Below are 26,996 nucleotides of genomic sequence, written 5' to 3' on the forward strand. Positions count from 1 at the left end.
TTGTCTTGCGACAAGGACAGTGCCGATACACTCCTCGCGACGCATCGGGGGATGCATCCAGACGGGGGAATCATGACAGACGACGGCTCGAGAAAAGACCTCTACCGAGCGCAATCTTCGCCTCCAAGAACGGCACTCTCGCCAGTATCGCTTACGGCGGACCCACGAATTTCACCATCTCCGGACGCCCGGCGATCCGGCACGCCGCAACCGTCACAAATATCCCGGCGGACAACGAATGCTATCCGCCCTCAGCACAATTCGATGTCGTCACCACACCCGGATACTCCACAGCCGAGGTCATGGTCTTCCTTGTCCAGTCGGATCAGGGACTACCTGACGCACTCAACCAGGGCACGATCGACCAAATCATCGCAACAATTCGAGAGTCCGAAACTCGGGCGACCGCGCATGGATGAATCCTTTGCCGCAGGCGAATGTCGTTGGGAACTATCGAATACCTTGGGAGCGCCCCAACTGAAAAAGGTTCGGCCGCAACATGTGCGGCCGAACCTTGATCGAAGTAAAGCTAGCGAGCGGACGGACGAACGATCGGGAAGAGGATCGTCTCGCGAATACCGAGACCAGTCAAAGCCATCAGCAGTCGATCGATTCCCATGCCGGTGCCGGTGGTCGGCGGCATGCCCTGTTCCATCGCGGCGAGGAACTCCTCGTCCAGCACCATCGCTTCGTCGTCGCCTGCCGACGCGAGGCGCGCCTGGTCGACAAAGCGCTCACGCTGGATGACCGGGTCGACAAGTTCGGAGTAGCCTGTCGCCAACTCGAATCCGCGGATGTACAGGTCCCACTTCTCGGTGACACCCTTCTTGCTGCGGTGATCACGGGTCAGGGGCGACGTCTCGACCGGGAAGTCACGGACGAACGTCGGCACGTACAGCTGATCGCCGCACTGGTGTTCCCACAGCTCCTCGACGAGCTTGCCGTGGCCGTAGCCCTTGTCCTTGGGAACCTCGAGGCCGACCTTCTCCGCCAGAGCGAGAAGCTCGTCGACCGTTGTATCCGGCGTGACCTCGGTGCCGATGGCAGCCGACAGCGACGGGTACATCTCGAGAACCTGCCACTCGCCACTGACGTCGTACTCGGAACCGTCGGCGAGGGTGAGGACCTGCGTGCCGAATGCTTCCTGCGCAACTTCCTGGACGAGTTCACGAATCATCTTCGCGGAATCGTCGTACGTGCCGTAGGCCTCGTACGTCTCGAGCATCGCGAACTCGGGCGAGTGAGTGGAGTCGACGCCCTCGTTGCGGAAGTTGCGGTTGATCTCGAAGACCTTCTCGATACCGCCGACGACGCAACGCTTGAGGAACAGTTCCGGCGCGATACGCAGGTACAGGTCGATATCGAGGGCGTTCGAGTGCGTGACGAACGGGCGAGCTGCCGCGCCGCCGTGCAGCGTCTGCAGCATCGGCGTCTCGACCTCGAGGAAGCCGCGGCTCTCGAGTGCATTGCGCAGCGCACGGACAACAGCGACGCGCTTGCGGGCGTTGTCGCGAGCCTCGGGGCGAACGATCAGATCCGCGTAGCGCTGACGCACCCGGGACTCTTCGCTCATCTCCTTGTGAGCGACCGGCAGGGGGCGCAGCGACTTGGATGCGATCTGCCAGGCATCGGCCATCACGCTGAGCTCGCCGCGACGGGAGCTGATGACCTCACCGTGGATGAAGACGAAGTCGCCGAGGTCGACGTCGGACTTCCAGGCAGCCAGTGCCTCTTCGCCGACGCCGGCGAGGCTGATCATGGCCTGCAGCTGGGTACCGTCGCCTTCCTGCAGAGTCGCGAAGCACAGCTTGCCGGTGTTGCGCATGAAGATGACGCGGCCGACGACGCCGACCAGCACGCCAGTCGCCGTGTCCGGCTCGAGTTCCGGGTACTCCGCGCGGATCTGCGCGAGCGTGTGGGTGCGATCGACCGAAACCGGGTACGCCTCCTGCCCCTGCGCGAGGATCCGTTCACGCTTCTCGCGCCGGATACGGAGCTGCTCGGGGGTGTCGTCGACTGGCTGGGCTTCTACATCACTCACGGGGTACAAGACTACTGGGCCGTGTCCACCGCGTTTGTTGCTGGTAGCACCGCGGCCACCGCGAGCACGATTCCCGACAGCAGGTACAGCCCGACCCGAACGTGATTCCACATAGTCCAACCCGCCTCGTACGACGCCCATGCGGCCGCGTCGATAGTGCTGACCGAGGCAAACGCGTCGTTGCGAGGGACGTGGTAGATCGCGGTCACCGCGAAGGACGCGAGCACCCCGACGCAACCGACGACAGCAAGGACCCAGCCGTCCGGTCTGGAGATCGCTGCCCAGATTCCAGCGGCGATCGCGGTGAGCGCCGATCCGACCAGCGGCAGCATCAACGCACTACGCGGCGCTTCGACGTTGATCGCCTGCATCGACGTGATCGCGGTATGTGCATCGACCGACCGCAGAGCGGGCATCACGAAGGACGAGAAGGCAAACAACGCACCACCGGCGACGAGCGCGCCGAGGGCAGTCACCCCGAGCAGCAGCTCCAAGAAAATCTCGGATTTCTTCACGACCAGACCCCCGTTCGAGCAGCCTCGGCGGCAAAAGTGGTGAAATCTCGAGCGGGTCGTTCCAGGACCTCTTCGACGACGCCGGTCACACTTTGATTTCGTCCGTCGAGAACCTCGGCAAACAGGTACCTGAGTAACTCCACGACGTCACTCGGGACGCCGACCTCCGCCATGCCGTCGGAAAACTGTTTGAGTCCAATTCTTTCGAATGTCACGAGACGACCCGACGCCGTCGAAATCGCATCCACCGCCGCCGCGAAAGTGAGCAACTCCGGACCTGTCACCTCGAGAACTCGGCCGAGGAGGTCGGTTCGAGTCAATGCGGCCACCGCCACGTCGGCGAGATCGTCGACGTCGATGAACGGCTCCCCCACCTCACCGACCGGAAGTGCCAGGTGGCCTTCCCGAATCGGATCGAGTAGGTACCCCTCACTGAAGTTCTGGGCAAACCAACTGGCCCGCACCACAGCCCATTCCAGACCGCTGTCGGCGAGAACCTGCTCGGCTTTCTGCGCCGCCGGTTCACCGCGCCCGGACAGGAGCACCATGCGACGAACCCCTTCGCGGTACGCAAGCTCCGCGAACTCCTCGATGTGGGTGCTCGATTCCGGAACAGCCAGATCTGGCGCATACGTCACATATGCCACGTCGACGCCGGACACTGCTGGCTGCCACGTCGTCTGATCGTTCCAGTCGAAACGCGCCCCGGATGTTCTCGATGCGATTCGGGTACGGATTCCCACCGCCGTCAGCCTCTGCGCAACGCGCGCACCGGTCTTGCCGGTACCACCGATCACTACTGCCGATTGAATGTCGCTTGTTGTCGTCATGCACTCATTCGACCGCGGAGCGTCAATACGATCCATAGCCGAAGGTCACAAAAACATACGCCAGCGTCTACGGTCGAAGCATGGATGCATTGTCGATGATGCTGGCCGGATCGCGGGCGGAGGGCGCTTTTCTACTGCGCTCGCTGCTCGATCCACCGTGGTCATTACGTATCGAGGACCACGCACCGATCACCGTGCTGGTTCTGGTTCGAGGCAGCGCGGTCGTCGTCTCCGACACCGGCCAGACAGAAGATCTCGAGGCCGGCGACGTTGCACTGTTGCGCGGCCCCGATCCGTATACGGTCGCCGATCACCCGGACACACCAGTCCACGTACTGATCGACGAAGCACAGAATTGCGCTGCGGTCGACGGCACACCGCTCGAGGACATGTCGGTTCTCGGCGTTCGCACCTGGGGCAACTCGACCAGTGGCCAGACCGTCATGCTCACGGGCACATACCGTTTGGACTCCTATGTCAGCCGTCAGATCCTCGACAGCCTGACACCCGTCGCGGTAGTACGACGCAGCATCGAAACCGCGCCGATGACAAACCTTCTGGAACAACAGATCGCCGCCGACAGGCCAGGACAGGAAGTGTTGCTGGACAGGCTCCTGGACCTTGTCCTGATATCGGCGGTCCGTACGTGGTTCGCCGAGAACCCGAATCGATCACCGCGATGGATCAAGGCCTACGAGGATCCCGTCATCGGGCATGCCTTGCGGCTCATACACAATCGGCCGGAACACCCCTGGACAGTCGCGAGCCTGGCCCAGGAGTCCGGCAGCTCGCGAGCGGCCTTCGCGCCGCCGGTTCACCAGCCTCATGGAGCTCGGACCTGTCGGCTATCTGACCGAGTGGCGACTGTCCGTGGCGGCGGATCTACTCGCAGACCCGGCACGAACGGTGTCGTCGATCGCGCGAGAAGTGGGCTACTCGAGCCCCTTCGCCCTCACAACCGCGTTCACCCGTCATCACGGAATGAGCCCGAAGATGTACCGCCAGACCCGCTGTGCGCCTTTATTAACCGCCCGCGGTTAATAAAGGCGCACAGCAAATACCTCAATGAGCTGACACAGCCGCCAACTCGCGGGAGCAATGACGCACTCCGCTGAGCGCACCGAGCAGGCCGGCGGCCTTGATCGCCTGGTATCCACCCACGAGATCGGTGGCCTTGTGCAGACCCAACTGCTGCAACGACGCTGCGGCCAGGCTCGAGGTGTAACCCTCGGAGCAGACGATCACCCACTCGACGTCGTGGTCGGTGGCCAACGCGAGGTGTGCGCTGCTGGTGGGGTCGAGGCGCCATTCGAGCACGTTTCGCTCGATCGCGAGTGCACCGGGAAGAGTTCCCTCGATGGCGCGCTGCGCCTGCGGGCGAATGTCGACGAAGATCGCGCCGCGGTGGAAGGCTTCGGTGAGCTGGAAGACGTACATACGATCGATCTGTGCGCGAGCGTCGTCGAGCATTTGGTCGATGGTCATTTGGTGCCCCCCTCGGGCAGGTCGGTCAGCTCGGTACGGGTGCGGCGAAGTGTCCGGTGATCCGTCACTTCGTAGAAGGACATTGCCGTCAGCGGCGGCGAGTAGGCGTGAACGCTCAGAGTCGGTGCATCAGAGCTGATTTCGATCGGAGCACCGGGAGCATCCGTCGAACGCACGACATCGTGAACCCATCCGAGCGGGAACGAAGCCTGATCGCCGGCGTCGAGCTGGCGTTCCACCAGGGCGTCACCGGCCCAACGGAATTCGGTGAGCGAACCACTGAGGACGGTCAAGGCACCGAACGAGCCTGCGTGGTCGTGCAATTCGGTGTTGCGTTCGGGCACCCAACTGATGAGCCACACATCGACGTCGTCGTCCGCGTGCAAGCGGGTGGACCAACGGTCGAGCGTCGGGAAGGTGTCGGGGATGAGGTGATCGAAACGGCCGTCGAGCACGCCGTTTGCTCCCTCGTCGGTCAGACGCAGCAGATCGGCCGGGCGAAGGCGGGTAGGCAACGACGCACCACTCGGGCGACGTCCGGACGCCCCACGGTTAGCGCTACGACCTGCGGAAACAGCACGGTCAGCAGTAAGAGTCGGGGCCAAAACAGAGAGATCTGCAGAATATGTGGATAGCACGAGCTAGCTCCAAGGAATGTGAATTGGTCAAGGCAGCGGTCAGCCTCGACAACACTCCTGAGCACCCATGCAGCGATTCACGAGCACCATTGTGGCATAACTTTTGCAATCGCGAAACCGCTGGAACGAAACCATCGATCAGGCGACGGGTCGTCGACCGGATCCACGACGCGCCTGATTGCGCTCGAAGACCAACCTCAGCCCCTCGAGGGTGAGGTCCCGTTCGAGGTGATCGATGGTGTCGGACTCGGGAATGATCAGCGGTGCGCTGTCCCCGGTCGCGATCACGGAGACGTCGTCACCACCGAACTCCGGTAGTTCGTCGCGGACGCGGTTGACCAATCCGTCGACGAGGCCCGCAAAGCCGAATACCGCACCGGACTGCATGCATTCGACGGTATTCTTGCCGACCACCGAACGCGGGCGCACCAATTCGACCTTGCGCAGCGCAGCGGACTGCGACGCCAAGGCATCGGTCGAGATCTCGAGTCCGGGCGCGATGCAGCCGCCCAGAAACTCACCCTTGGCGGAAACGACGTCGACACAGGTCGACGTACCGAAGTCCACGACAATGCATGGCCCCTCGTAAAGATGATGAGCGGCAAGGCTGTTGACGATCCGGTCGGCTCCCACCTCTTTGGGGTTGTCCACCAGCAGTGGCACACCGGTGCGAATACCCGGTTCGACCACCACATGGGGAACGTGACCCCAGTACCGCTCGAGCATCACACGGATTTCACGCAAGACGGACGGCACTGTCGACAGCGCCGCAACGCCGGTGATCTGATCGACATGAGAACCCAACAGCCCACGGAAGGTCAACGCCAACTCGTCGGCAGTCATCCGAGGATCGGTTCGCATTCGCCAGTCCTGCAACAGCTTCGAATACTCACCAGTCCCGGAGAACAGACCGAGAACGATGTTGGTGTTCCGGACGTCGACCGTGAGCAGCATGGATTACACCAGGCTGGATTCGCGCGAGGCCTCGAGCGTCGACAGCATGCGTGGGGTGATCAGACCCGAACCCTCCGGCGCGTGAGCCGGGTCGGAACCGAGTTCGATCTGCTTGTTGTCGGCATCGACGAAGACTACGCGCGGGGAGTACTCCTTGACTTCCTGCTCGTTCATCACGCCGTAGGCGATGAGGATGACCAGGTCGCCTGGCTTGACCAGATGCGCTGCCGCACCATTGATTCCGATGACACCGGTTCCGCGCTCGCCGGCAATGACATACGTCTCGAGACGCGCACCGTTGTCGATGTCGACGATGCACACCTGTTCGCCTTCGAGGAGGTCTGCGGCGTCCATCAGATCCTGGTCGACGGTGACGGAGCCGACGTAATGCAGGTCGGCGTGAGTCACGGTGGCGCGGTGGATCTTCGACTTCATCATCGTGCGAAACATATCCAGGTCCTTACTCGTGAAAAGTGCTCAGTGAGACAGCAGGTCGTCGATGGCGTCGGCGGATGGGTCGGTGTCACGCTCGAGGAAGCCGGTTCCCACCGCGACACCGACGTTGTCGATCAAACGGGTGGTTCCGAGCTTGGCGGCCACCAACAGTCGACCGTCACCTCGCTCGGGCGCGGGGCCCAGATCGACGCCCCGAACCTCGAGGTAGTCGACCTCGATTTCCGGAACAGCTGCCAGAACAGCGCGTGCGGTTTCCAGGATTGCTTCCGCTCCCCCAGCCGCCGCGTGTGCACCGGCGATCAGAGCGGCGGACAGCGCGACCGCTGCCGCGCGCTGGTTCTCGTCGAGGTAGCGATTGCGAGAGGACAACGCGAGGCCGTCGAACTCGCGAACCGTCGGAACTCCGATGATCTGTACATCGAAGTTGAGATCCCACACCATCTGACGGATGAGCGTCAGCTGCTGGTAGTCCTTCTCACCGAAGTACGCGTGATTGGGTGCCGCGATCTGCAGCAGCTTCGCCACTACCGTCAGCATTCCCGCGAAGTGAGTGGGGCGCGCTCCGCCTTCGAGTTCGCTACCCAACGGGCCCGGCACGATGGTGGTGCGCTGACCACGCGGGTACATCGTCTTGGCGCTCGGCGCGAACACCAATTCGACGCCCTCGGCGCGCAACAGGTCGAGATCCGCATCGAGAGTGCGCGGGTACGCGTCCAGATCTTCGCCGGCACCGAACTGGAGCGGGTTCACGAAGATGGAAACGATCACGACGGCGCCGGTGACCTTGGCCTGACGAACCAGTTCGATGTGGCCGGCATGCAGCGCACCCATCGTCGGAACGAGCGCCACCTGACGCCCGACACCTCGCAGTGCCCGCGAGACGCGCCGAAGCTTGTCCGGATCGTGGTGCACCGTCAGTTCGCCGCGCTTGTATCCGCCCTGCAGATCACTCACGACGGTCACCTCCCGTTTCAGTCAAGATGTCGAACAATTCGGTGGGGGCGCCCACCCGCTGGGCCGATCGCAAGGACATCGCCCGATAGCCGGCAGCGAGCTCCGGATCCAGGTCTGTCAGTACGCGCAAATGTGTGTCGACAGCAGCAGCGTCGCCGCGTGCCACCGGGCCGGTCAACGCCGAGGGACCGCGTCGTAGCGCGTTGTCCAAGGCCGCCGACAGCAGCGGCTGCAGGACTCGCTCGGCCACTCCACCCGGATCGCCGTCGACCAACTGCTGACCGAGCAGCTCGTCACCTTGCAACGACGCTCGCAGGGCCTCGACGGCGTCGACCACGAGCGTGACCAGGTGATTACTGCCGTGAGCCAGTGCGGCGTGGTAGAGCGCGCGGTTCTCCTCGCGCACTCGGACGGGCTCGCCGCCGATCTCGAGGACCAGTGACTGCGCGATCGCGTAACCGATGTCGTCGGCAGCGGTGATTCCGAAGCATGCCGACGACAGCCGTGCGGTGTCCTCGTCGTGACCGGTGAACGTCATCGCCGGATGGATAGCCAGGGGTAGTGCGCCCAGTTCGGTGAGTGGAGTCAGGATCGCGATCCCGTTGGCACCGGACGTATGGGCGACGAGCGTGCCCGGCTTGACGGCATGGGTGGCCGCCAGACCTCGAACAAGATCCGCAAGCTGATCGTCAGGAACGGCGAGAATCAGCAACTCGGAACGAGCTGCGACGTCGGCAGCCGGAAGAATTTCGGTATCGGGAAGCCGCTTCACAGCGCGGGCAACCGAGGCGCTGGAGACGGCGGAGCAAGCGCTGACAACATGACCGGCTCGCTCCAATGCGGCACCGACAGCTGTTCCGACCCGGCCTGCTGAGACAATTCCTACCGTCAATCGCGCAGGTGCAGGTCCATTAGTGATCCCGAAGGAAGTCACCGGATTCCTCTCGTTCGTTCCAGTCCCGCTCGGCGGGTACCAGACGTTCTGCGTCCGAGGATATCCTTCGCCCGAACCGTCATGCCATGGCCGGGCGAGTGATCTGCGACTCAGTCCTCTCGGCGACGGCGTCGACCGGAGCCTTCGGACGGGTTGTTCGAACTCAGGTTTGCCATGATTTCGGCGACGGTCAATCCGTTGGAATGAGCACCACTGGCGGCATCTTCCGGGGCAGCACGGCGACGACGTCGCGGCTCCGCGTCAGGCTCCGCAGCGGATTCGGGTTCAGCTTCCGCGACAGCTTCGGGAACAACCGCGGGAACAACCTCGGGCACCTCTTCGACGACAGCGTCTTCGATGACGGCATCTTCGATGTTCGGGGCCTGGGCGGGAGCCTTGACTTCAGGCTCGACCGGCGCGACCGGCTCCGAATCCTTCTTCACCGAAACGTCTTTCACCGTTCGTGTCGGCGAGGAACTCACCGGAGAACTCGGTGCTTGGTTCCCGCTCTGGGGCTTCTGCGTCTCTTGTGGCTTCTGCGTCTCTCGAGACTTCTGGGTCGGGATGACGCGCGGCGCCACGAAGCTGCTGTCACGCCACGACGTCTCCGCGAACACGACGGTTGTCTCAGCAGTCACCGGATCGTCGTTGGGCGAAGCCAAGCCGCCGACGTTCGGTGCCGGTTGGCTGGGCCCGCTCTGGCCGGCGCCGGGAACGTACAACCCCGACGGTGCCGGCTGGTACGCGCCGTACGAACTACCGCCAAGTTCCGGCACTCGCGTCGAATCGGTCTTGAGCGCGGTCTGTTCGGGCAGCAGCCCACCTTCGAACAGTGCTTCGAGGTTTCGGCGCAGCGCCACCAATTCGGCGCGCAGGCCGGCCAGTTCCTCCGCGTCCGCGGTCACCTCACGTCGCACGCGACCTTCGACGCTCAGTTCGTACTCGCGTCGAGCAGAAATTTCACGTTCGAGCTGCAGTTCGTACACGGTCTGCAGATCGGCAACCTTGGCTTTGTCCAGTGCCGACTCACGCCGATACTTGGTCATGGCGATAGCGCCGAGGGTGGCTGCCCACAGAGCGACGACCAGACCCACCCGAAGAAGCTGAACGCTGTTGCTGAAAATCAGAAACAGCGAAGCAATGACAGCAAGTGCCAGAAGAGCAGCAATGATCATCTGGCTCGCGCTGCGCTTGCTTCGGCGCGCAGACTTCGATCGACCAGAATTTGTCATGGTTGCCAGGGTACTTGCCGAGACCGGGGTCGCCACGTACCTCGGTGGGTGATTTGCCGACCAGGCTGTCAGTGCGCAGGCTCGTCAGGTGTATCTTCCGGCGTCTTGCAACAATGTTCGAGCCACAGAGCTGCCGCTACCAGCGCAATTGCGGCGCCCAACCCCACCCACGCGCCCGGCGTGTCGGAGGCTGCAGCCTGCAGAACCGAGCGCTGTGGGATGAGATACACCAGCACTCCGACCCAGACACCGACGGTAGCTGAACCGACCAAAGCGGATGCTTTGGCCAATGCCAGCGCTCGGGCGGCGGTGATCGGATGAAGCTGTCTGAGCCCGTCGCCGACCTGCCGGTTCTTGACGCGTGAACGAATGACAAAAGCGAAGACGGCCTCGGCAACGGCCACGAAGTACAGCGACGCTCCCGCATAAACAGGGATGGGCGGCATCGAACCGTAGAACACGCGAATCAGAATCCAGGTGGCCACGGCCGCCACTGCGGCGAGTACCGCGAGTTCACTGATCCGGGTCGGCTTCAAACCCTTGTCGTTTTCGGTCACCGCGCAAGCACCACATCGGTAGTGCGGACACCTTCGCGCTCAGTGCGATCGAGGCCGTCGAGAATTTGTGCCACCGGCAACTTCTGGCCGTCGACGATCAGCGTCGCGTCAGGCTCGACGTCCAGCCAGGGAACGAGAACGAATGCCCGAAGATGCGCGCGCGGATGCGGAAGTGTGAGCACGGGATCGGAACTGACGACGCCTTCGCAGTCGACTACGTCCACGTCCAGGCTCCGTGGCCCCCACCGCTGTTCGCGCACCCGGTCTGCGGCTTCCTCGAGAGCTTGCGAGCGGCGAAGCCATTCAGCGGCATCGGCTTCGGGATCGTCGACCACCACCACCGCGTTGTAGAAATCCTGCTGCTCGACGCCACCCCACGGCGCGGTCGAGTAGACCGGTGAGACAGCAACGACGGCGCTGCCCAACCCGTCGACAACGGACTGTAGGTGAGCCACACTGTCGCCGATGTTGGAACCGATCGACAGAACAGCGCGCGTCATGCCGATCTGGTCCGATGTGCGACGACGGCGACGTCCGCAAAAACCAGCGGAATCGGTGCCGACGGTTTGTGGACAACAACCTCGACGCTCTCGACTCGCGAATCTTTCATGACGTCGTCGGCGATCTCAGCGGCGACGGTCTCGATGAGATCGCGCGACGGGCCGGCGACTATCGCTGCGGCGGCTTCCGCCAACTCGCCGTAGTGCAGGGTCTGCGTCAGGTCGTCCGACGCCGCGGCGGGAGCCAAGTCCATCCATACGGTGATGTCGATGAAGAAGTCCTGACCGTCACGCTTCTCGTGGTCGAACACTCCGTGATTGCCGCGAACCTTCAGTCCGCGCAATTCGATTCGGTCCCCCATGTCAGGCCCTTTCTCGTCCACGGTTCCAGGCGTCGACCACGGCAATGGCGTCGAGCGAAGCTTGTGCGTCGTGCACCCGAACTCCCCAGGCGCCTTCGCGCGCTGCAAGGGCGGAGACCACGGCCGTCGCAGTCTCGCGGCCACCAGGTGGACGCGGATTGCCGTCGGGATCGCTGAGCAGAGACCCGAGGAACCGCTTTCGGGAAGCGCCGACCAGTACCGGGAATCCGGTCGCGTTGAACTCGGGTAGTGCACGCAACAGTGCCCAGTTGTGGTCGGCGTTCTTAGCGAACCCGAGGCCGGGGTCGAGGATGATCGACGACGAATCGACCCCCGCCTTCAACGCCAGATCGACCTGCGACAGCAGTTCGTCACGGACATCGCGGACCACGTCGTCGTAGTGATCGGCGCTGCCACGATGGACATAGTCACCGGCCGAGCGCCAATGCATGAGGATCCAGGGCACTCCGGCGTCGGCCACAACGGAGGCCATGTCGGGGTCTGCGCGACCACCCGATACGTCGTTGACGATGCCTGCGCCCGCTTCGATCGCGGCGGCGGCGACGGAAGCACGCATCGTGTCGACGCTGACGCGAATTCCGGCTGCCACCAGTTCTTCGATCACCGGGGCAATTCGGTCCGCCTCGAGTTTCGGATCGACGCGGGTGGCTCCGGGACGCGTCGACTCGCCGCCGACGTCGACGATGTCGACGCCGATGCGTTGCAGTTCGAGTCCGCGAGCGATCGCCGCGTCACGATCGAGAAATTGACCACCGTCGGAAAACGAATCGGCGGTGACGTTCAGAATCCCCATCACGACCATCCGGGCCGGATCGCTGCCTGCAACGGGAGCCGCGGACATCTTGCTCACTTACGCAGGATGAGGTCCAGCGCTTCGGACCGTGAGGCCGCGCTGGATTGCAGGAGCCCACGAACCGCAGACGTGGTCGTGCTGGCTCCGGGCTTGCGGATACCGCGCATCGCCATGCACAGATGCTCGGCTTCGATGACGACGATGGCTCCACGCGGGTCGAGCTTGCGCATCAAAGCATCCGCGATCTGACTGGTCAGGCGTTCTTGAACCTGCGGACGCTTGGCGTACAGGTCGACGACGCGCGCGAGCTTCGACAAACCGGTGACCTTGCCCGACTTTCCCGGGATGTAGCCAACGTGAGCAACACCGTGGAAGGACACCAGGTGGTGCTCGCACGTCGAGAACATCGGAATGTCTCGCACGAGCACCAATTCCTGGTGACCCTCGTCGAAAGTCGTGTTCAACGCGTCGTCGGGCTCGGAGTACAGGCCCGCGAAGATCTCCTTGTACGAGCGCGCAACCCGGGCCGGCGTATCGAGCAGGCCTGGGCGCTCCGGATCTTCCCCGACCGCGATCAACAATTCCCGTACGGCAGCCTCTGCCCGCGCCTGATCGAACGGGCGGCCCGTTCCGAGCGACACCAGTTCACTGGCCACATCATTCACCGACAACCGAACTCTCCTCGAGAATTGTTCACAGGTCCCCCGCCGCAGAGCCTAGTGGCGCAAGGTCAGCGAGATCCGTCCGGTCCGTCCCAGCGAACGGTGCTCGGTCCCTCGTCCTCAGCCGAATGGTGCGGCGGAGGAGTTTGCGGCTGTTCCGGTGCGGGGCTCTGCCACTGGTTTTCACCCGACGGGTTTCCCCGGTTCGGATCGGCGAAAGGTCCACTGTCCGGGTACTGCACCGGGTAATCGGGCTGCGCGGGGTAACGGCGGCCGGGATGCGGCTGCTCCGGGTACGCCTGCTGCCCCGGGTGCGGCTGGCCGTACTGCCCCTGATCGGGCTGGGGCTGACCGTGTTGGGGCTGACCGTACTGGCCCTGCGACTGGTTCGGCGGGGTCGGATTCTGTCCACCGGTGTACCCACCCGACTGCTGTCCGGGGTACGTCGGCGACGGGTTCTCACGCGGAGGCCACCCCGGTGCCGACCATCCGGCGGGCGCTCCGTAGTCGGGTGTTCCCGGTTGCGGAGTCTGCTGCGGAGCACTCGGCTGCGGGTACGAAGGCTGTGCGTAGCCGTTCGAGGGTCCCTGGTTGCCGTTGTTGGGGAGACCACCGTTGTTGGGGAGACCACCGTTGGGGGCACCGCTGTTGGGGGCACCGCTGTTGGGTGCACCTGCCTTGACGAGAACAGGTGCGGCAGCGGGCTCCGGCCAGGTTTCGCCGCGCTCGATCGCGAGTTCGCGAGGAGTCTTCACCGGCGGACGATCCGAAGGCGTGCGCCCACCGAAATCGTTGAAAGCCGTGATGCGCGGACGCTTTTCGACGCCGGCAAGGATCTTCTCGAGGTCCTTGCGAGTCAACGTCTCACGCTCGAGCAGTTCGGTAGCGATGAGGTCGAGCGCATCGCGGTACTCGTTGAGGATTGCCCACGCTTCGGTGTGCGCTGCCTCGATGAGGTTGCGCACCTCTTCGTCGATTTCACGGGCGATCTCGTGTGAGTAGTCGGACTGAACGCCCATCGAACGGCCGAGGAACGGATCCCCGCCCTCCTGTCCGTAGCGAACCGCGCCGAGCTTGGCACTCATGCCGTATTCGGTGACCATCGCGCGGGCGATCTTGGTCGCCATGTCGATATCGGACGACGCTCCGGTGGTGGGCTCGTGGAACACCAACTCCTCGGCGGCGCGTCCACCCATTGCCATGACGAGACGAGCGATCATCTCCGAACGCGTCATCAAACCCTTGTCGTCCTCTGGCACGGTCATCGCGTGGCCACCCGTGCGACCGCGAGCGAGGATCGTGACCTTGTAGACCGGCTCGATGTCAGGCATTGCCCAAGCAGCCAGCGTGTGACCGCCCTCGTGGTACGCCGTGATCTTCTTCTCGTGCTCGCTGATGATGCGACTCTTACGCCGCGGTCCACCGACAACACGATCCACCGATTCCTCGAGCGAGGCTTCGGTGATGACGGTTCCGTTTTCGCGTGCGGTGAGCAGCGCAGCCTCGTTGATGACGTTGGCGAGATCAGCACCCGACATTCCGACGGTCCGCTTGGCGAGACCTTCGAGGTCGGCGTTGGGATCGATCGGCTTGCCCTGCGAGTGCACGCGCAGGATCGCGCGGCGACCGGCGAGGTCGGGGGCGCCGACCGGAATCTGGCGATCGAAGCGTCCCGGACGCAGCAGTGCGGGGTCGAGGATGTCGGGGCGGTTGGTTGCGGCGATCAAGATGATGCCGGTGCGATCACCGAAGCCGTCCATCTCGACGAGCAACTGGTTGAGTGTCTGCTCGCGCTCGTCGTGTCCGCCGCCCAGGCCTGCGCCGCGCTGACGACCGACGGCGTCGATCTCGTCGACGAAGATGATGCAGGGGCTGTTCTGCTTGGCCTGCTCGAACATGTCGCGAACACGCGAAGCACCGACACCGACGAACATCTCGACGAAGTCAGAACCGGAGATGGTGAAGAACGGGACGCCGGCTTCGCCTGCGACAGCGCGAGCGAGCAGCGTCTTACCGGTTCCGGGAGGGCCGTACAGCAGCACACCGCGCGGAATCTTGGCGCCGAGCGCCTGGTAGCGAGCCGGGTTCTGCAGGAAGTCCTTGATCTCGTACAGCTCTTCGACAGCCTCGTCCGCACCGGCGACGTCGGCGAACGTGGTTTTCGGCATGTCCTTGGTGAGCTGCTTGGCCTTCGACTTACCGAATCCCATGACTCCGCCGCGACCACCGCCGCCCTGCATCCGGTTCATGACGAAGAAGAAGATGCCGAACAGAATGATCATCGGCAGCACGAACAGAAGGATCGACGTCAGCCAGCTCTCCTGAGTGACCGTCGTGTTGAACTTGTCCGCTCCGGCGCCTTCGACCTTGTCGAAGATCTGCTCCGACGCACTCGCGGGGTACTTCGCCAGGATCTGCGTCTTACCGTCGGTGGCGTCGTTGCCGTTCTTGAGCCACAGACGAACCTGCTGCTCACGGTCGTCGATCTGCGCCGACTCAACGTTCTTGGCGTCGAGTTGGGAGATCGCGACCGAGGTGTCGACGGTCTTGAAGTCGCGGGTGTCGTTGCTGAAGTAGCTGAAGGCATAGATCACCAACAGCACGACGGCTACGAGTAGCACGTTACGGAACACAGTCTTACGGTTCATACAGGTCGGCCGATGTGGCCGGTCCTTTCGAGAGTGCGGGTCTGCCAGGTCGCCTTCCGGCTGCCAACCGGACACCTGCAGGTTACCGCGATCGGCCCCATCGATGCCCGCCAGCGGCCGTGCCGCTTGGTTGGAACGGTCGTCACTGTGTTCAACGTGCGCATTGCCGATCAGGTTCCCGGGCTACGTCGCAGCACAGTTTCCTGTGAGCGAACATGCTCATAGTGGTTATCGTGCGCTTTTCCGACGCTTGTCCGTCGTTATTCGTCAGGCCGTGTCGGAGAGGATTCCCGCAACAGCGTCAGCGGCGCCCGATTGGTCACCGTCGATGATCCGGTGCGCGAGCTGATCGAGTCGCGCGGACAGTCGCGCCGAGGACTCGGGCACGTCCGCCTGCTTGGCGATGGTGTCGTCGAGATCAGCCAGTAAGCCGCCACCGGCCAGGTGCCTGACGCAGCGCCATGTCTCGGCGAAGTTTCTCGCGGTCCCGTCGTCGGTCAACATCGCGACCCGAAGCGCAGCGTTGGGATTCGACGCCGCCGCCCGAGCCAGGCCGGCCATGATCGCCTCCCTGGCGGCAGTCAGTTCGTCGACGGTTCGGTCCTGTAGCCGCACTCCCGAGTCCGCAGAGCGGCCCGCGTCGGGCGTCGGAGCTTCACGAATCACCGCTCCGTTACCGTGCTGAATTTCGACTCTGCCCCGAATCTCGAGGGCCACGAGCGCTTGAGCCAGCGACGCGCGACTCACGCCGAGTTCGGCAGCCAGGCTGCGTTCGGGAGGAAGCCGATCGCCGGGCGAAAGGCCTTGAGCCTCGATGAAATTCGAAATGTGCTCGGCCAACTGCTCGTACAGGCGCGGACGCTTCAATCGTCCGGGCAGGCCCGAGCGCGAGCCGGGCGATGACGTCGAATTCATGCCTCGGAGTGTACTTGACAAATGGAGCAGTGGCAGAGAGGCTAGGCCAATTCCAAGTGATGCAGACCACAAGCTGGTCGCGAACGGATTGAGAGTTCGATGGCAAATGTCATAGCCCTGTCAGTACTTGTCCTGGTGTTCGTCATATCCACCGTGAGGTCGGTGAACATGGGTGCGCTCGCCCTGGTGGCTGCCTTCGTCGTCGGAACACTGGTCTTCACCGTCGATACCAGCGAGATCCTCGACGGCTTCCCGGCCAGCCTCTTCGTCATTCTGGTCGGCGTCACCTACCTGTTCGCGCTGGCCAGAAACAACGGCACGGTCGACTGGATCATTCACGCGGCAGTCCGCGCGGTCAGAGGACGAGTGGCCCTCGTGCCGTGGGCGATGTTCGCGGTGTGCGCGGCCGTCACCGCCATGGGCGCGGTCAGTCCCGCTGCCGTCGCCATCATCGCGCCCGTGGCAATGGGCTTCGCCACCCGCTACCGAATCCACCCCATGCTGATGGGCTTCATGGTCGTCCAGGGCGCAACGGCGGGCAGCTTCTCCCCCATCGGAATCTTCGGCGTGATCACCAACGACGTCATGCGTCAGAACGGCCTCCCGTCGAGCCCGGCCTTGCTGTTCGTCTCGACCTTCGCGGCCGCGGCCGTTGTTGCTGCCATCGCGTACGTCTCGTTCGGCGGTCGCGCACTGATTGCGCGCGGCGCCTCCGAGCGCGTGCTCGTCAACGCAGTCGGCAACGCGTCTGGCGGTGGCGACACCATCACCGGTTCGGGTTCCGGTGACAGCTCGAAGGGTGGCGGCAAGTCCTCGGGTGGGGCCGCTCCGCACGAGGGAGCACTCAACCTCGAGCGCCGACTCACCTTGCTCGGACTGGCGTCGCTTGCACTCGGCGCCTTGGTGTTCGACCTCGACGTCGGATTCACCGCACTGACCGTCGCGGTACTTCTCACCCTGATCTTCCCTGCCTCCGCCCGCGGCGCCGTCGACAAGATCAGCTGGGGCACCGTGCTCCTCATCGGCGGAATCGTCACGTACGTCGCTCTTCTGCAGAACCAGAACACCGTCCAGTGGCTCGGGGATTCGGTTGCACACGTGGGGATTCCACTTCTCGCGGCGTTCTTGATCTGTCTGATCGGCGCGATCGTGTCGGCGTTTGCATCCACCACGGGAATCCTCGGCGCACTCATCCCTTTGGCAATTCCATTCCTCATGACCGGTCAGGTCAATGCAACCGGTCTGGTCATCGCGCTGGCAATCTCCTCGTCTCTGGTCGATTGCAGTCCGTTCTCGACCAACGGCGCGCTGGTGGTCGCGAACGCCGCTCCGGAAGAACGCGACGTGGTGTTCGGGCTGACGATGCGGTGGGGCATGACCATCATGGTGGTGACGCCGATTCTCGCCTGGCTGCTGTTCGTTGTTCCCTGGTCCGTCTGAATCTTCGCTCAAAGAAAGGGAACTCGCGATGAACAGCGAATCCACACTTCTGCGCTCCCTCGACCCCCGCATCTTCGACGATCACGGAGCGGCGGTCAGTTTCGGCGAAGGCGCAACCCTCTCTCGCGCCGACTTGTTTGCCGCCGCCACCGCGGTCGCCGATCGAATCCATGGTGCACAGCGAGTGGCAGTACAAGCCGCCGCCGGCCTCGAGACAGTGGTCGCCGTCGCCGGCGCACTGATCGCCGGTGTTGCCGTGGTCCCGATCCCGCCCGACTCCGGCCCGCTCGAACGTCAGCACATCATCGCCGATTCCAAGGCCGAACTGATACTCGGAGAAGGGCCGACGGATTCGAGTATCCCGTTGATTCCCATCGATATTCACGCGCGATCCGCGACGTCCTATCCCGAACCGAGTGCGGCAGCTACTGCACTGATCATGTACACCTCGGGAACCACCGGAGCTCCGAAAGGCGTTGTCCTCTCGCGAGCATCGATCGCAGCGGATCTCGACGCGCTCGCTCATGTGTGGAATTGGACGCCAGAGGACACACTCGTCCACGGACTGCCCCTCTTCCACGTCCACGGGTTGATTCTCGGCGTGTTGGGCGCCTTGCGCGTGGGTTCGCCGCTGATTCATACCGTCAGACCAACTCCGGATTCGTATGCCGCAGCGGGTGGCTCGTTGTACTTCGGTGTTCCGACCGTCTGGTCACGCGTGTGCGGTGATCCCTCGGCGGCAGCAGCATTGCGATCCGCGCGCTTGCTCGTGTCCGGAAGTGCACCACTTCCGGTTCCATTGTTCGAGCGGATGAAATCGCTGACCGGGTTGGCTCCCGTCGAGCGCTACGGAATGAGTGAAACCCTCATCACCGTCAGCACGACGCACGACGGCGAACGTCGCCCGGGTTGGGTCGGGCACGCCGTTCCGGGAGTCAGGACGAGGTTGCGCGGCGAGAACGGCCAATTGTCGGCGCACGACGGAGAGCAGCTTGGGCAACTGGAAGTTGCGGGCGCCGTTCTCTTCGACGAGTACCTCGGGAACCCCTCGAAGACAGCGGAATCCATGACCGAAGACGGCTGGTTCCGCACCGGCGACATCGCGGTGATCGACGACAGCGGATTCCACCGCATCGTAGGTCGCGAGTCGGTCGACATGATCAAGTCCGGTGGATACCGCATCGGTGCCGGCGAGGTGGAACAGGCACTTCTGGCATACCCCGGCGTTCGCGAGGCCGCCGTCGTCGGTATGCCGGACGACGATCTCGGCCAGCGCATAGTCGCCTTCATCGTCGGCGACGTAGCCGACTGCGCTGTGGTTTCGGACTTCGTCGCCGAATCACTGTCGATCCACAAGCGCCCACGCCAGGTTTGTCTGGTGGACAGCTTGCCGCGCAACGCTATGGGCAAAGTCCAGAAGAAGCTGCTGACGCTCTGAGGCTGGACCTGTAGCAGCCACCGACGAACCCAGTGGCTGCTACGTGCTCATTTGCGGTGCGAGTCAGCTCGGACTAGGCGGCCAGGGCGGGAAAGACGACAACCGATCCATCACGCCGTCTTGCGATCTCGATCGCCACGTCGGATTCGTTGTCCGACATTGCGACCCCATCTCCCAACTCCCGCAACAGGTATGCGGTCCGCAGCATCTTGTCGACTTCACTCGACTTGAACACAAAATCACGAACACCGTGGGATCGGTCAAGCCTCAGCTCGGAAAGTCCCATGAGCAGTGACGCGATGCCCGACTCCAACTTCGCGACACGCTGCTGATCGCTCTTCAACGCGCGAGTGAAGCTCTCGAAAGGGTTGGCTTCGTCCATCTGAGCGTGCTCCACAGCTTGAAGGACGATCACACGCTTCTTGAGCGCGATAGCGAGTGCGGCAAGCTCGAGGTGGGCGCGGAACTCGCCACCGTCCTCGTCGATTCCGGTGAACGCTTTTCGCAGAGTATCGAGCTCGACGCGACCGGTCTTCAATGCGTCGAGTCCCTGCTGCCATTTCTTCAGTCGCCCTTCGGCATCCGCCATACCGACACTGATCGCGTGTACGGCGGAGTCCAGTCCAACTGACGCGCCGATGCGTCCCTGATCGAGCAGAATCGCAGTCGCAGTGTCGATCGCGCCCCGACATCCGTTCAGGGAGTTACGTTCCTTTTGCAACGCGTCATCGTGGAGCTTCTCGAGTAACTTGGTGATGTTCTCGATTGCGAGTTCACGCTTGTGGTCGGCGTGGGCGCTGACACCAACCGCGACTGCCATCAACACCAGGGGAGCCGCGACTGTCAGTGCACCCGCACTGGCTGCTGCAAGACCTGCCGTCGCGGCGGACCCGCCAGCGGCACCAACCGCGGCTGCCTGTCCTGCAACAGGCACGAACGAGGCCTGCGCAGCAATCCCCGAAGATCCGATAAGCGCACTGTGCACGCCACCCGCCGCCGCCTTGGACGTCATCGGTTTCACCAGCCCACTGCCAACTTGCGCGGCGACTTTTGCCGGGACAACCATGCGGTACAACGTCTCGCCACTCGCGACCGCTGAACTCGACGAAGCTTTGGATGTCTGGCTGATCAGCTGCGACAGATGGGTAGCCAGTGGACTCGCACTATCCAGGGAGATCCCTCGATCGAGGTCGATCGACTTCGGAAGCGGATGCGCCTCGAGTGTTGCGATCGGGGTCTCGGCCAACACCGCCAGGACTGTCCGCAACTCCGCCAGTCGGTCGGGCGTCATGGTTCCCTCGTCCGGAATAGCGGGCACCTCCGCCTGCTTTGTAGCAAGCGTCCACACCGGAATTACATTGTCATTGTCGACCACATCGAGCCTTCCTCGGTTACGTCGCGCTCACGCTATCCGGTCACTCAGATCTTTGGATGCGTACACGGTATGCGGCTGGGATGGACCAGTGCCGCCAACGTTCCCCCACGCCAAGACTGCAGTGCTGGTACAACCATCTCGTGGACACACCGCTCGCACCAACATGTCATGAGGTGTGCTCATGACCTCAGCGCTCACGGGCTTCACGGTCCCCCAGTTCTCAGAGTTCGATCCGCCGGTCGCAGGAGAAGGGAGCCTGGACCCAATGGGTCTCGGCGCCATTTCGGAAAAGTTGTCTGACAAACTGGTTCCCGACTTCCGCGCGCGAATGACTCGGTTTCGCCTGATGACAGCCATGGCCGTCGGCAGTATCGTCTGTGACGATTTCGAATCCACACGTGCCGCAGACGGCGTGACAACACCCCAAATCGCATTCGAATGGATAGTTCTGGAGGCGTTTGCGCGAAGTTCTAAAAGTGCACTGCGTGGCGTCCCCGGGATGCAGAAAGCACGGGCGGTGGTCGGGCGCCGAGATCGCCTGTCTGCGAACTCGTACCTCAAAGGTCCGTCGGTGTTCGGTTTTCACGGCGTGTACAAGCCGCTCGCGAAAACGCTCGACATCGTTACTTCGAGCTTGACGGCGGGGTCGCAGCAAACAGCATTGGTGTCGATGTGGGAACGCGAAGCCAACCTTCCTGGCTTCGTCGATGAGACCGCAGGAACGGACGGTGGCGAACTACGTCGCGACCTGCGCAACGCCCTACGTCGAAGCTTCGAGTCATCTCGCTGCGATGTTGCTCCTACTGGTAGGACAGTCGGCACACTTGCGCAGGCATTAGATCCCGACGGCCCGGGAGCAGGTGAACGCAGCTTACTCCGGGGCCTGTCCGAAGAACGCCACCCGCTACGCAGTGAACTCGCGCGCTTGCTGGAACCTTCACTCGACGACGAAACCCTGACGGAAAGCGATGTGATTTCGGAGATTGTTCGCGCTTCGTCGCCCGCACTTCGCGAGACGATCAACGCCGTCATCGCATACGAGAACTTTGCGCGCTACCTCGACACTTGCTTCCGTACGGTGTGCCACGTTTCGTATTCGCTGGGCACGACGCCATTGAAAGCCGACGCGTTGAAGCACGATCCGACCTTCGTCCGCGCAGCAGGAAATCTCCCGGCTCTCCACAAGCGCGCGTTCGAGACGCTCTCCGCGACAACGGGCACAGTTGAATTCGATGCGCGTTTCACCGGTTTCGCCGACGAACACACACCCGCCGATCTGGCCCAACTGGTTCTGAATCATCATGGCGCGATACAAGCGTCGAAGCCGCCACTGGGCAAGCGGCCATGGTTCGAGCCGTACAAGAACGGCTGGTTGGTGCGGCCCGGATACGAGGAACGAACCCGGCCATCGCTCGACGGACCATTCATTCATCCCATCCGAATAAACGCATTGCGTCGATTCTTACGAGATACCGCCGTATGACCACAAAAATGCTCGACCACTGGTCCGCGCCGGCAGGCAGCGGATCTGCAGTGGCATGTCTGGCAACAACATTCACATTCGACCCTCAGTTCTTCACGGATGATTGCCTTAGCAGATTTCTTGCGCTATCTGCGGTAACCGGCGAGGGGGACAAGATCAGCTCGATTGCCGCAACCTTCGAAGAGGAGCTTCGACTTAGTGAAACCGCGGCCATCTCAGTCCTGGTCGATCGAGGCACTCGCACCGACAGACGCAATCTTCGATGGGACCTGATACCGGTTTCGACGGGCAATGGCCTACTACATGCCAAAGTCGTAATACTCATATGGGAACGCCATGCGCGCATCGTCGTCGGCTCGGCAAACCTCACCCCTGCGGGCTACCGAGAAAAGATCGAGGCGGCGCTTGCATTCGACATCACCCAAGGCTGCCAGATACCACGCCCAGTCCTTCTCGGCATAGTGAGCGAACTGCGCAGCTACCTTGAATTGTTGCCTGGTGCAGCTAGTTCGACGACGGATCGGGCAACGGACACGCTCAACCGCATCACCAGCCGCATCGAGCAACATTCCCCTGCCTTGCCGACAGAAACCGCAGTGCACCTCGCGGTCGCGCCTTCAGCTCCCGGTTCTTCCCCACTCGACGGTTACAAGGCTGTGTGGCGAACATCGAAGAAACCACTGCGGGCATCCGTACTGTCACCCTTCTGGGATGCCGCAACGAGCACGACGGCATTGACCTCGGTTCGATCGCTACTCACCGGCCAGCCGAAGACTGCGCGAAGCGTGACCGCTGTCGTCGGCCTTGATCGTGTGGGTGCGGTAATGGCACCGGTTGAGCTCGCCTCACAAGTGGATCGAGTGCGAGCACTGGCGCCACTCGATGCCGAGCAACGCACCTTGCATGCCAAGGCACTTGTGTTGGAGAACGACGAGTGGGTCGCGGCACTCATAGGATCATCGAACGCAACCACGGCCGGTTGGGGGCTCGCAACGACCCATGGCCACCGAGAACTCAATGTGTGGGTCGGCGCCCCGCGTACGTCGCCCACAGGTCGAGCTTTGCGCGCACTGGTCAGTACACAGAAATCCGTCGACTTGAATGCCATCGAAACGGTGAACACTGATGACGACGACAGCAACCTTCCTTCACTTCCGCTCTTCTTCTCTTGGTGCACAATCGAACTGACGTCGAATTCCGCACAGTTGGCGCTTTCGTTCGATCGAACGGAGCAAGAGCCGGACTCGTGGTCTGTGCACGCACTTGGCCTCGAGTGCGCTGTGGACCAAGAGTTGTGGCGGAAGCAATTGCAACCTGAACAACTTTTTGTGACGGTAGACAGAACCGCAGTACCTTCATTCCTCGACGTCGGTTGGACGGCTGACGGAACCCCGGTATCAGCCCAATGGGTAGCGAACGTCGACGACACGAGCAAGCTGCCGATTCCCGCAGAACTTGAGGACCTTCCTGTGCAACTCTTACTGGACGCCCTCGGATCGACCCGTCCGCTCCCAGCTGCGGTGGAGCATGAACTCCGGCGAATCGAAGCTCGAAAGCTGGCGGGTACGGATGCAACCGACGCCCTACGCCGATTCGATTCGAGCGGTCTACTGCTGCATCGCACACGCGCGCGGTCTGCAGCCCTCTGGGCGTTGCGTGAGCGACTCGGCACACGTGCTGCTTCGCTCGAGGTATTGCGAAATCGCCTGTTCGGTGTGGTCGGGCCAGTCGAGATCGGTAGGCTCCTCGTACTTGACCAGACAGCTCTCGATGGGGGTTCGTCGGGCACAGGGACCGCAGCACCCGCCGAGACTCATTTCCTTCTCGCTGAGATCGCACTGACGGTCGGGACCGTCGACTGGAAATGCGCTCTCCAATCTTTGGATCGCGCTGTCGCACAGAGTGTTCTCGCCGAGGCACTTTCGAAGATCGAGGACAGACAACGATCCCTGAATTCCGATGAATTGGAGAGTGACATGCTCGAATACGTTGCCGACGCATTCAAGGAGGCACGGCGCTCATGTGGACTTTGAGCCCGGACATCGACCTCTCGAACGACAACCTCCCCACAGCAGACTCGACGCGCCAGCAGAAAACCGCTGAGGAGATTCTTCGTAGATTCGCGAATCAGCCGGGTCTGGTACTTGCCGACGAAGTCGGCATGGGGAAAACATTTGTGGCACTGGCAGTCGCAGCATCGGTCGTTCGAGCAACCGGCCACCGGCATCCGGTCGTGGTGATGGTGCCACCATCCGTCGCCGAGAAATGGCCTCGAGAGTGGAATGTCTTCGCCGAAAAGTGCTTGCCGGACGCGTCGGACATTCGTGTCTCGGGAGCCATTCGACACGGAATCGAGTTCTTGAAGCTTCTCGATGATCCACCAGAACGCCGACGTCACATCATCTTTCTGACGCACGGAGCCTTGACAAGAACGACAAATGATCCGTTCGTCCGACTCGCACTACTTCGACGTGCGGGCCGCAGAAGAGCTGAATTACAGAGGCGACGGCCGGCGATCGCTCGGCATGCATCATTCCTCCTCTCAGACAAACGCTTCCGCGACGAAGCCCTTGTTACGCGCCTTCTCGAAACGCCCGAGAGCAACTGGATGGACTTGTGGAACAAGCACTCGGGGGCTGCACCATTGGATGACGACCCGGTTCCCGCCGCGTTTGTCGATGCCATCGACAATGACATCCTCGAACCACTCCGCGATGCACTCACACTGCTACCAATGAAGCAATCGATCAATTTCGACGATCGGTTGTCCGGAGCCAAGAAAGCTTTGACGACGGCGATGCGCGGCGCTTGGGCTGACGGGCTTCGCCAACTCGATGTCACCCTCCCATTGCTCGTGTTGGACGAAGCCCATCACGTCAAGAACGACAACGCCACATCCGGTTTGTTCGCGAACGAAGAGGCCCAAGGAGATGCCGAAGCACTCCGGGGCCCACTCGGCGGAATGTTCGAGCGCATGTTGTTCCTGACTGCAACCCCGTTCCAGCTCGGACATCACGAATTACTCAGTGTACTAAGGCGGTTCGACGGTATTCGATGGCCGAACCCCGTCGACCGCGTCGCGTTCGAAGACTCGATCAGCGAACTCGGTGATGCATTGGACACTGCGCGATCAGCCGCCCAACGGTTCGAGCAGCGTTGGACAGCCATTGACCCCGTACAGGATTCCAGTTTGAAATCGCTTTCGAGCTTCGACAATGCCGACATCGAGAGTTTGAGTCGTTCGGCCCGTGCCGCTGTAACAAGCGGGATCGATGCGCGTAAGGCCAAAGACTGCGCCGCAGAGGCATTGCGCCCGTGGGTCATCCGCCATCTGAAGTCCAACGACACCGAACGTCGTCGCTATCGTGCCGGTGCGGCGGTCCTCGACAGTAGGGCCGGCGATCTCGGGTTGCCGATCGACGGCGCCGCGGCTTTGCCGTTCCTGCTTGCAGGTCGCGCAGATGCTGTCGCACGGTTGTCTGGCGACTCGACAGGCTCCACCCGATCGCTCTTCTCTTACGGGATAGCATCATCGTTCGAGGCCTATCGCAGAACTCGATCAAATGGGGCGGCAGATATCGACGATGTCGAGGGCGCAAAGCGCACCGCGCCCACGACAGGCCCCGTCAAGTGGTATCTGGATCGTATCGAACAACAACTCCCCGACAATCCAGAGAGCCTCGCGCGCCATCCGAAAATTGCTGCCACAGTGGAGCTTACACTCCGTTTATGGGACGAGGGCCACAAGGTCCTGATCTTCTGTTTCTACCGAGAAACCGGGCGCGCACTTCGGTTGCACATCGCACGAGCACTACAGAAGCGCATAACCGAGCGAGCAGCGGGCGCACTGTTCGTCGATGCCACTGATCCGACAGCAGTCGGCGAAGCCGTCAATCGATTGCGCAATCGCCTGTTACGTAGCGATTCCTCTGGAAACAAACGCATTCGAGATACTGTCGAGGAATGGGCCGACCTTCTCGATAAAGAATCTCGATACCAACTCGGCGAAGTAGTCGTGAGATTTCTTCGCACGGATTCCTTCCTCGTTCGGTTCACGCCCATTTCCCCTTCGATGACCGTCGAAGAACTGATGAAGGGACTCGAAACAGCTCCTCCGGGTGGCATTCCACTACGAAAGCGTATCGAGTCATTTGCCGAGTTTCTTTCCAAGAGAACCCCGGAGGACCGCGAACGCATTCTGAATATTCTGCTGACAACGCGAACCGGCGACATCACAGTCGACGAATCCGCGGACGACGAAATCGATCCAGCAGAGCACTCACCCCTTCACACCACGGTTGCACCCAATGTGCGGCTCGCGAATGGTGAAGTAGCTCAAAAGACTCGACAAAGGCTCATGGCGTCATTCAACTCCCCGTTCTTCCCCGATGTGCTCATCGCCAGTTCCGTGATGTCTGAGGGTGTGGATTTGCACGTTGCCTGCCGACATGTCATTCACCACGACTTGGACTGGAACCCCGCGACGCTCGAACAACGAACGGGTCGCCTGGATCGACTCGGCTCGGCCGCGCAACTGGCGGGCGGACCTTTGATCGTGTACGAGCCATACCTCGGCGGCACCCACGATGAACGTATGTATCGAGTGGTCAAAGATCGAGATCGTTGGTTCGGCGTCGTCATGGGAGATACGCGTACTGCGGACAATGCAGAAACGGGTGGTGTGGAAACTAGGGTGCCTCTTCCGTTGTCACTGGTACGTGAACTCACAATGGACTTGGCAGTCACGGAGTCATCCCACTGAC

General features: G+C 62.3%; 24 protein-coding genes and 1 pseudogene. 7 read left to right on the forward strand and 18 right to left on the reverse strand.

The window, feature by feature from the left end; all coding sequences use genetic code 11:
• The first annotated feature begins 5 nt into the window (after nt 1-5).
• Nucleotides 6-419, forward strand: coding sequence for a DUF8017 domain-containing protein (locus tag ABIE52_RS34030; RefSeq protein ID WP_473828759.1), 414 nt, complete (start codon nt 6-8; stop codon nt 417-419).
• Between the two features lie 110 nt (nt 420-529).
• Here ABIE52_RS34030 and lysS read toward each other — a convergent pair whose 3' ends face one another.
• The 3 genes from lysS to ABIE52_RS18615 are packed head-to-tail and all read right to left on the reverse strand — an operon-like array spanning nt 530 to nt 3,386.
• A complete protein-coding gene (gene lysS, locus ABIE52_RS18605) occupies nt 530-2,041 on the reverse strand; it encodes a lysine--tRNA ligase (protein ID WP_003945834.1) in 1,512 nt (503 codons plus the stop codon).
• Nucleotides 2,042-2,052: 11 nt separating this feature from the next.
• Nucleotides 2,053-2,556, reverse strand: coding sequence for an anthrone oxygenase family protein (locus ABIE52_RS18610; protein WP_047269656.1), 504 nt, complete (start codon nt 2,554-2,556; stop codon nt 2,053-2,055).
• Entirely contained in the window at nt 2,553-3,386 is an 834-nt protein-coding gene (locus ABIE52_RS18615; RefSeq protein WP_050656737.1) for an NAD(P)H-binding protein, read from the reverse strand. The genes ABIE52_RS18610 and ABIE52_RS18615 overlap by 4 nt, the downstream gene beginning before the upstream one ends.
• Before the next feature lie 80 nt (nt 3,387-3,466).
• Between ABIE52_RS18615 and ABIE52_RS18620 the strand changes: the two are divergent.
• Nucleotides 3,467-4,427 (forward strand): annotated as a pseudogene (locus tag ABIE52_RS18620) (AraC family transcriptional regulator).
• A gap of 21 nt (nt 4,428-4,448) precedes the next feature.
• Here the strand turns inward: ABIE52_RS18620 and ABIE52_RS18625 are convergent.
• The 14 genes from ABIE52_RS18625 to ABIE52_RS18690 form a co-directional block, all read right to left on the reverse strand.
• Nucleotides 4,449-4,871: a rhodanese-like domain-containing protein gene (locus ABIE52_RS18625; protein WP_003945445.1), complete on the reverse strand. Its 423-nt coding sequence runs from the start codon at nt 4,869-4,871 to the stop codon at nt 4,449-4,451.
• Nucleotides 4,868-5,386: a cysteine dioxygenase gene (locus ABIE52_RS18630; protein ID WP_007726989.1), complete on the reverse strand. Its 519-nt coding sequence runs from the start codon at nt 5,384-5,386 to the stop codon at nt 4,868-4,870. Before ABIE52_RS18630 ends, ABIE52_RS18625 begins: the two co-directional genes overlap by 4 nt.
• A gap of 261 nt (nt 5,387-5,647) precedes the next feature.
• Entirely contained in the window at nt 5,648-6,463 is an 816-nt protein-coding gene (locus ABIE52_RS18635; protein ID WP_007726991.1) for a type III pantothenate kinase, read from the reverse strand.
• 3 nt (nt 6,464-6,466) lie between these two features.
• On the reverse strand, nt 6,467-6,913 hold the full coding sequence (panD, locus tag ABIE52_RS18640) for an aspartate 1-decarboxylase (RefSeq protein WP_003945761.1): 447 nt from the start codon (nt 6,911-6,913) through the stop codon (nt 6,467-6,469).
• A gap of 27 nt (nt 6,914-6,940) precedes the next feature.
• The gene (panC, locus tag ABIE52_RS18645; RefSeq protein WP_003945953.1) at nt 6,941-7,873 is read right to left on the reverse strand and encodes a pantoate--beta-alanine ligase; all 933 of its coding nucleotides are present in this window, start codon (nt 7,871-7,873) and stop codon (nt 6,941-6,943) included.
• The gene (locus tag ABIE52_RS18650) at nt 7,866-8,807 is read right to left on the reverse strand and encodes a Rossmann-like and DUF2520 domain-containing protein (RefSeq protein ID WP_003945822.1); all 942 of its coding nucleotides are present in this window, start codon (nt 8,805-8,807) and stop codon (nt 7,866-7,868) included. Before ABIE52_RS18650 ends, panC begins: the two co-directional genes overlap by 8 nt.
• Nucleotides 8,808-8,917: 110 nt before the next feature.
• The gene (locus ABIE52_RS18655) at nt 8,918-10,039 is read right to left on the reverse strand and encodes a DUF6779 domain-containing protein (protein WP_179090775.1); all 1,122 of its coding nucleotides are present in this window, start codon (nt 10,037-10,039) and stop codon (nt 8,918-8,920) included.
• Between the two features lie 68 nt (nt 10,040-10,107).
• On the reverse strand, nt 10,108-10,575 hold the full coding sequence (locus ABIE52_RS18660; RefSeq protein WP_153213529.1) for a DUF3180 domain-containing protein: 468 nt from the start codon (nt 10,573-10,575) through the stop codon (nt 10,108-10,110).
• A 17-nt stretch (nt 10,576-10,592) separates the two neighbouring features.
• Nucleotides 10,593-11,096 carry a 2-amino-4-hydroxy-6-hydroxymethyldihydropteridine diphosphokinase gene (folK, locus tag ABIE52_RS18665; protein ID WP_003945848.1) on the reverse strand — a complete coding sequence of 168 codons (504 nt, stop codon included), beginning with the start codon at nt 11,094-11,096 and terminating at the stop codon, nt 10,593-10,595.
• Nucleotides 11,093-11,458: a dihydroneopterin aldolase gene (gene folB / locus ABIE52_RS18670; protein WP_003945780.1), complete on the reverse strand. Its 366-nt coding sequence runs from the start codon at nt 11,456-11,458 to the stop codon at nt 11,093-11,095. The genes folK and folB overlap by 4 nt, the downstream gene beginning before the upstream one ends.
• 1 nt (nt 11,459) lies before the next feature.
• A complete protein-coding gene (folP, locus tag ABIE52_RS18675; RefSeq protein ID WP_020968349.1) occupies nt 11,460-12,320 on the reverse strand; it encodes a dihydropteroate synthase in 861 nt (286 codons plus the stop codon).
• Between the two features lie 5 nt (nt 12,321-12,325).
• Nucleotides 12,326-12,943: a GTP cyclohydrolase I FolE gene (folE, locus tag ABIE52_RS18680; RefSeq protein ID WP_019746783.1), complete on the reverse strand. Its 618-nt coding sequence runs from the start codon at nt 12,941-12,943 to the stop codon at nt 12,326-12,328.
• 59 nt (nt 12,944-13,002) lie between these two features.
• Nucleotides 13,003-15,582: an ATP-dependent zinc metalloprotease FtsH gene (gene ftsH, locus ABIE52_RS18685; protein WP_054187900.1), complete on the reverse strand. Its 2,580-nt coding sequence runs from the start codon at nt 15,580-15,582 to the stop codon at nt 13,003-13,005.
• A 267-nt stretch (nt 15,583-15,849) separates the two neighbouring features.
• On the reverse strand, nt 15,850-16,497 hold the full coding sequence (locus tag ABIE52_RS18690; protein ID WP_058227238.1) for a FadR/GntR family transcriptional regulator: 648 nt from the start codon (nt 16,495-16,497) through the stop codon (nt 15,850-15,852).
• A gap of 99 nt (nt 16,498-16,596) precedes the next feature.
• Between ABIE52_RS18690 and ABIE52_RS18695 the strand changes: the two genes are divergently transcribed.
• A complete protein-coding gene (locus ABIE52_RS18695; RefSeq protein ID WP_058039267.1) occupies nt 16,597-17,937 on the forward strand; it encodes an SLC13 family permease in 1,341 nt (446 codons plus the stop codon).
• A 28-nt stretch (nt 17,938-17,965) separates the two neighbouring features.
• Nucleotides 17,966-19,375 (forward strand): acyl-CoA synthetase, encoded by a 1,410-nt coding sequence (locus ABIE52_RS18700; RefSeq protein WP_063315066.1) that lies wholly within the window; start codon nt 17,966-17,968, stop codon nt 19,373-19,375.
• Between the two features lie 73 nt (nt 19,376-19,448).
• Here the strand turns inward: ABIE52_RS18700 and ABIE52_RS18705 are convergent, their stop codons facing one another.
• Nucleotides 19,449-20,750, reverse strand: a complete 1,302-nt coding sequence (locus ABIE52_RS18705) for a hypothetical protein (RefSeq protein ID WP_042451975.1) — start codon at nt 20,748-20,750, stop codon at nt 19,449-19,451.
• Nucleotides 20,751-20,931: 181 nt separating this feature from the next.
• Here ABIE52_RS18705 and ABIE52_RS18710 point away from each other — a divergent pair, with 181 nt between their 5' ends.
• Genes ABIE52_RS18710 through ABIE52_RS18720 form a run of 3 tightly spaced genes read left to right on the forward strand, consistent with a single transcriptional unit; the run spans nt 20,932 to nt 26,995 of the window.
• Nucleotides 20,932-22,233, forward strand: a complete 1,302-nt coding sequence (locus ABIE52_RS18710) for a hypothetical protein (RefSeq protein ID WP_156511694.1) — start codon at nt 20,932-20,934, stop codon at nt 22,231-22,233.
• On the forward strand, nt 22,230-24,266 hold the full coding sequence (locus tag ABIE52_RS18715) for a phospholipase D-like domain-containing protein (protein ID WP_156511695.1): 2,037 nt from the start codon (nt 22,230-22,232) through the stop codon (nt 24,264-24,266). Before ABIE52_RS18710 ends, ABIE52_RS18715 begins: the two co-directional genes overlap by 4 nt.
• Nucleotides 24,254-26,995: a DEAD/DEAH box helicase gene (locus ABIE52_RS18720; protein ID WP_192711835.1), complete on the forward strand. Its 2,742-nt coding sequence runs from the start codon at nt 24,254-24,256 to the stop codon at nt 26,993-26,995. The genes ABIE52_RS18715 and ABIE52_RS18720 overlap by 13 nt, the downstream gene beginning before the upstream one ends.
• Nucleotide 26,996: the final 1 nt, after the last annotated feature.

The organism is Rhodococcus sp. OAS809, from assembly GCF_040546695.1.
GTDB classification, from domain to species: Bacteria; Actinomycetota; Actinomycetes; order Mycobacteriales; family Mycobacteriaceae; genus Rhodococcus_F; species Rhodococcus_F qingshengii.

Coding starts and splice junctions, on each gene's coding strand:
- folP (WP_020968349.1), bottom strand. CDS start 12,320: ATGTCCGCGGCTCCCGTTGCAGGCAGCGATCCGGCCCGGATGGTCGTG.
- ABIE52_RS18695 (WP_058039267.1), top strand. CDS start 16,597: ATGGCAAATGTCATAGCCCTGTCAGTACTTGTCCTGGTGTTCGTCATA.
- ABIE52_RS18710 (WP_156511694.1), top strand. CDS start 20,932: ATGACCTCAGCGCTCACGGGCTTCACGGTCCCCCAGTTCTCAGAGTTC.
- ABIE52_RS18690 (WP_058227238.1), bottom strand. CDS start 16,497: ATGAATTCGACGTCATCGCCCGGCTCGCGCTCGGGCCTGCCCGGACGA.
- ABIE52_RS18625 (WP_003945445.1), bottom strand. CDS start 4,871: ATGACCATCGACCAAATGCTCGACGACGCTCGCGCACAGATCGATCGT.
- ABIE52_RS18635 (WP_007726991.1), bottom strand. CDS start 6,463: ATGCTGCTCACGGTCGACGTCCGGAACACCAACATCGTTCTCGGTCTG.
- ftsH (WP_054187900.1), bottom strand. CDS start 15,582: ATGAACCGTAAGACTGTGTTCCGTAACGTGCTACTCGTAGCCGTCGTG.
- folK (WP_003945848.1), bottom strand. CDS start 11,096: ATGACGCGCGCTGTTCTGTCGATCGGTTCCAACATCGGCGACAGTGTG.
- ABIE52_RS18720 (WP_192711835.1), top strand. CDS start 24,254: ATGTGGACTTTGAGCCCGGACATCGACCTCTCGAACGACAACCTCCCC.
- folB (WP_003945780.1), bottom strand. CDS start 11,458: ATGGGGGACCGAATCGAATTGCGCGGACTGAAGGTTCGCGGCAATCAC.
- panD (WP_003945761.1), bottom strand. CDS start 6,913: ATGTTTCGCACGATGATGAAGTCGAAGATCCACCGCGCCACCGTGACT.
- ABIE52_RS18655 (WP_179090775.1), bottom strand. CDS start 10,039: ATGACAAATTCTGGTCGATCGAAGTCTGCGCGCCGAAGCAAGCGCAGC.
- ABIE52_RS18715 (WP_156511695.1), top strand. CDS start 22,230: ATGACCACAAAAATGCTCGACCACTGGTCCGCGCCGGCAGGCAGCGGA.
- ABIE52_RS18615 (WP_050656737.1), bottom strand. CDS start 3,386: ATGACGACAACAAGCGACATTCAATCGGCAGTAGTGATCGGTGGTACC.
- ABIE52_RS18700 (WP_063315066.1), top strand. CDS start 17,966: ATGAACAGCGAATCCACACTTCTGCGCTCCCTCGACCCCCGCATCTTC.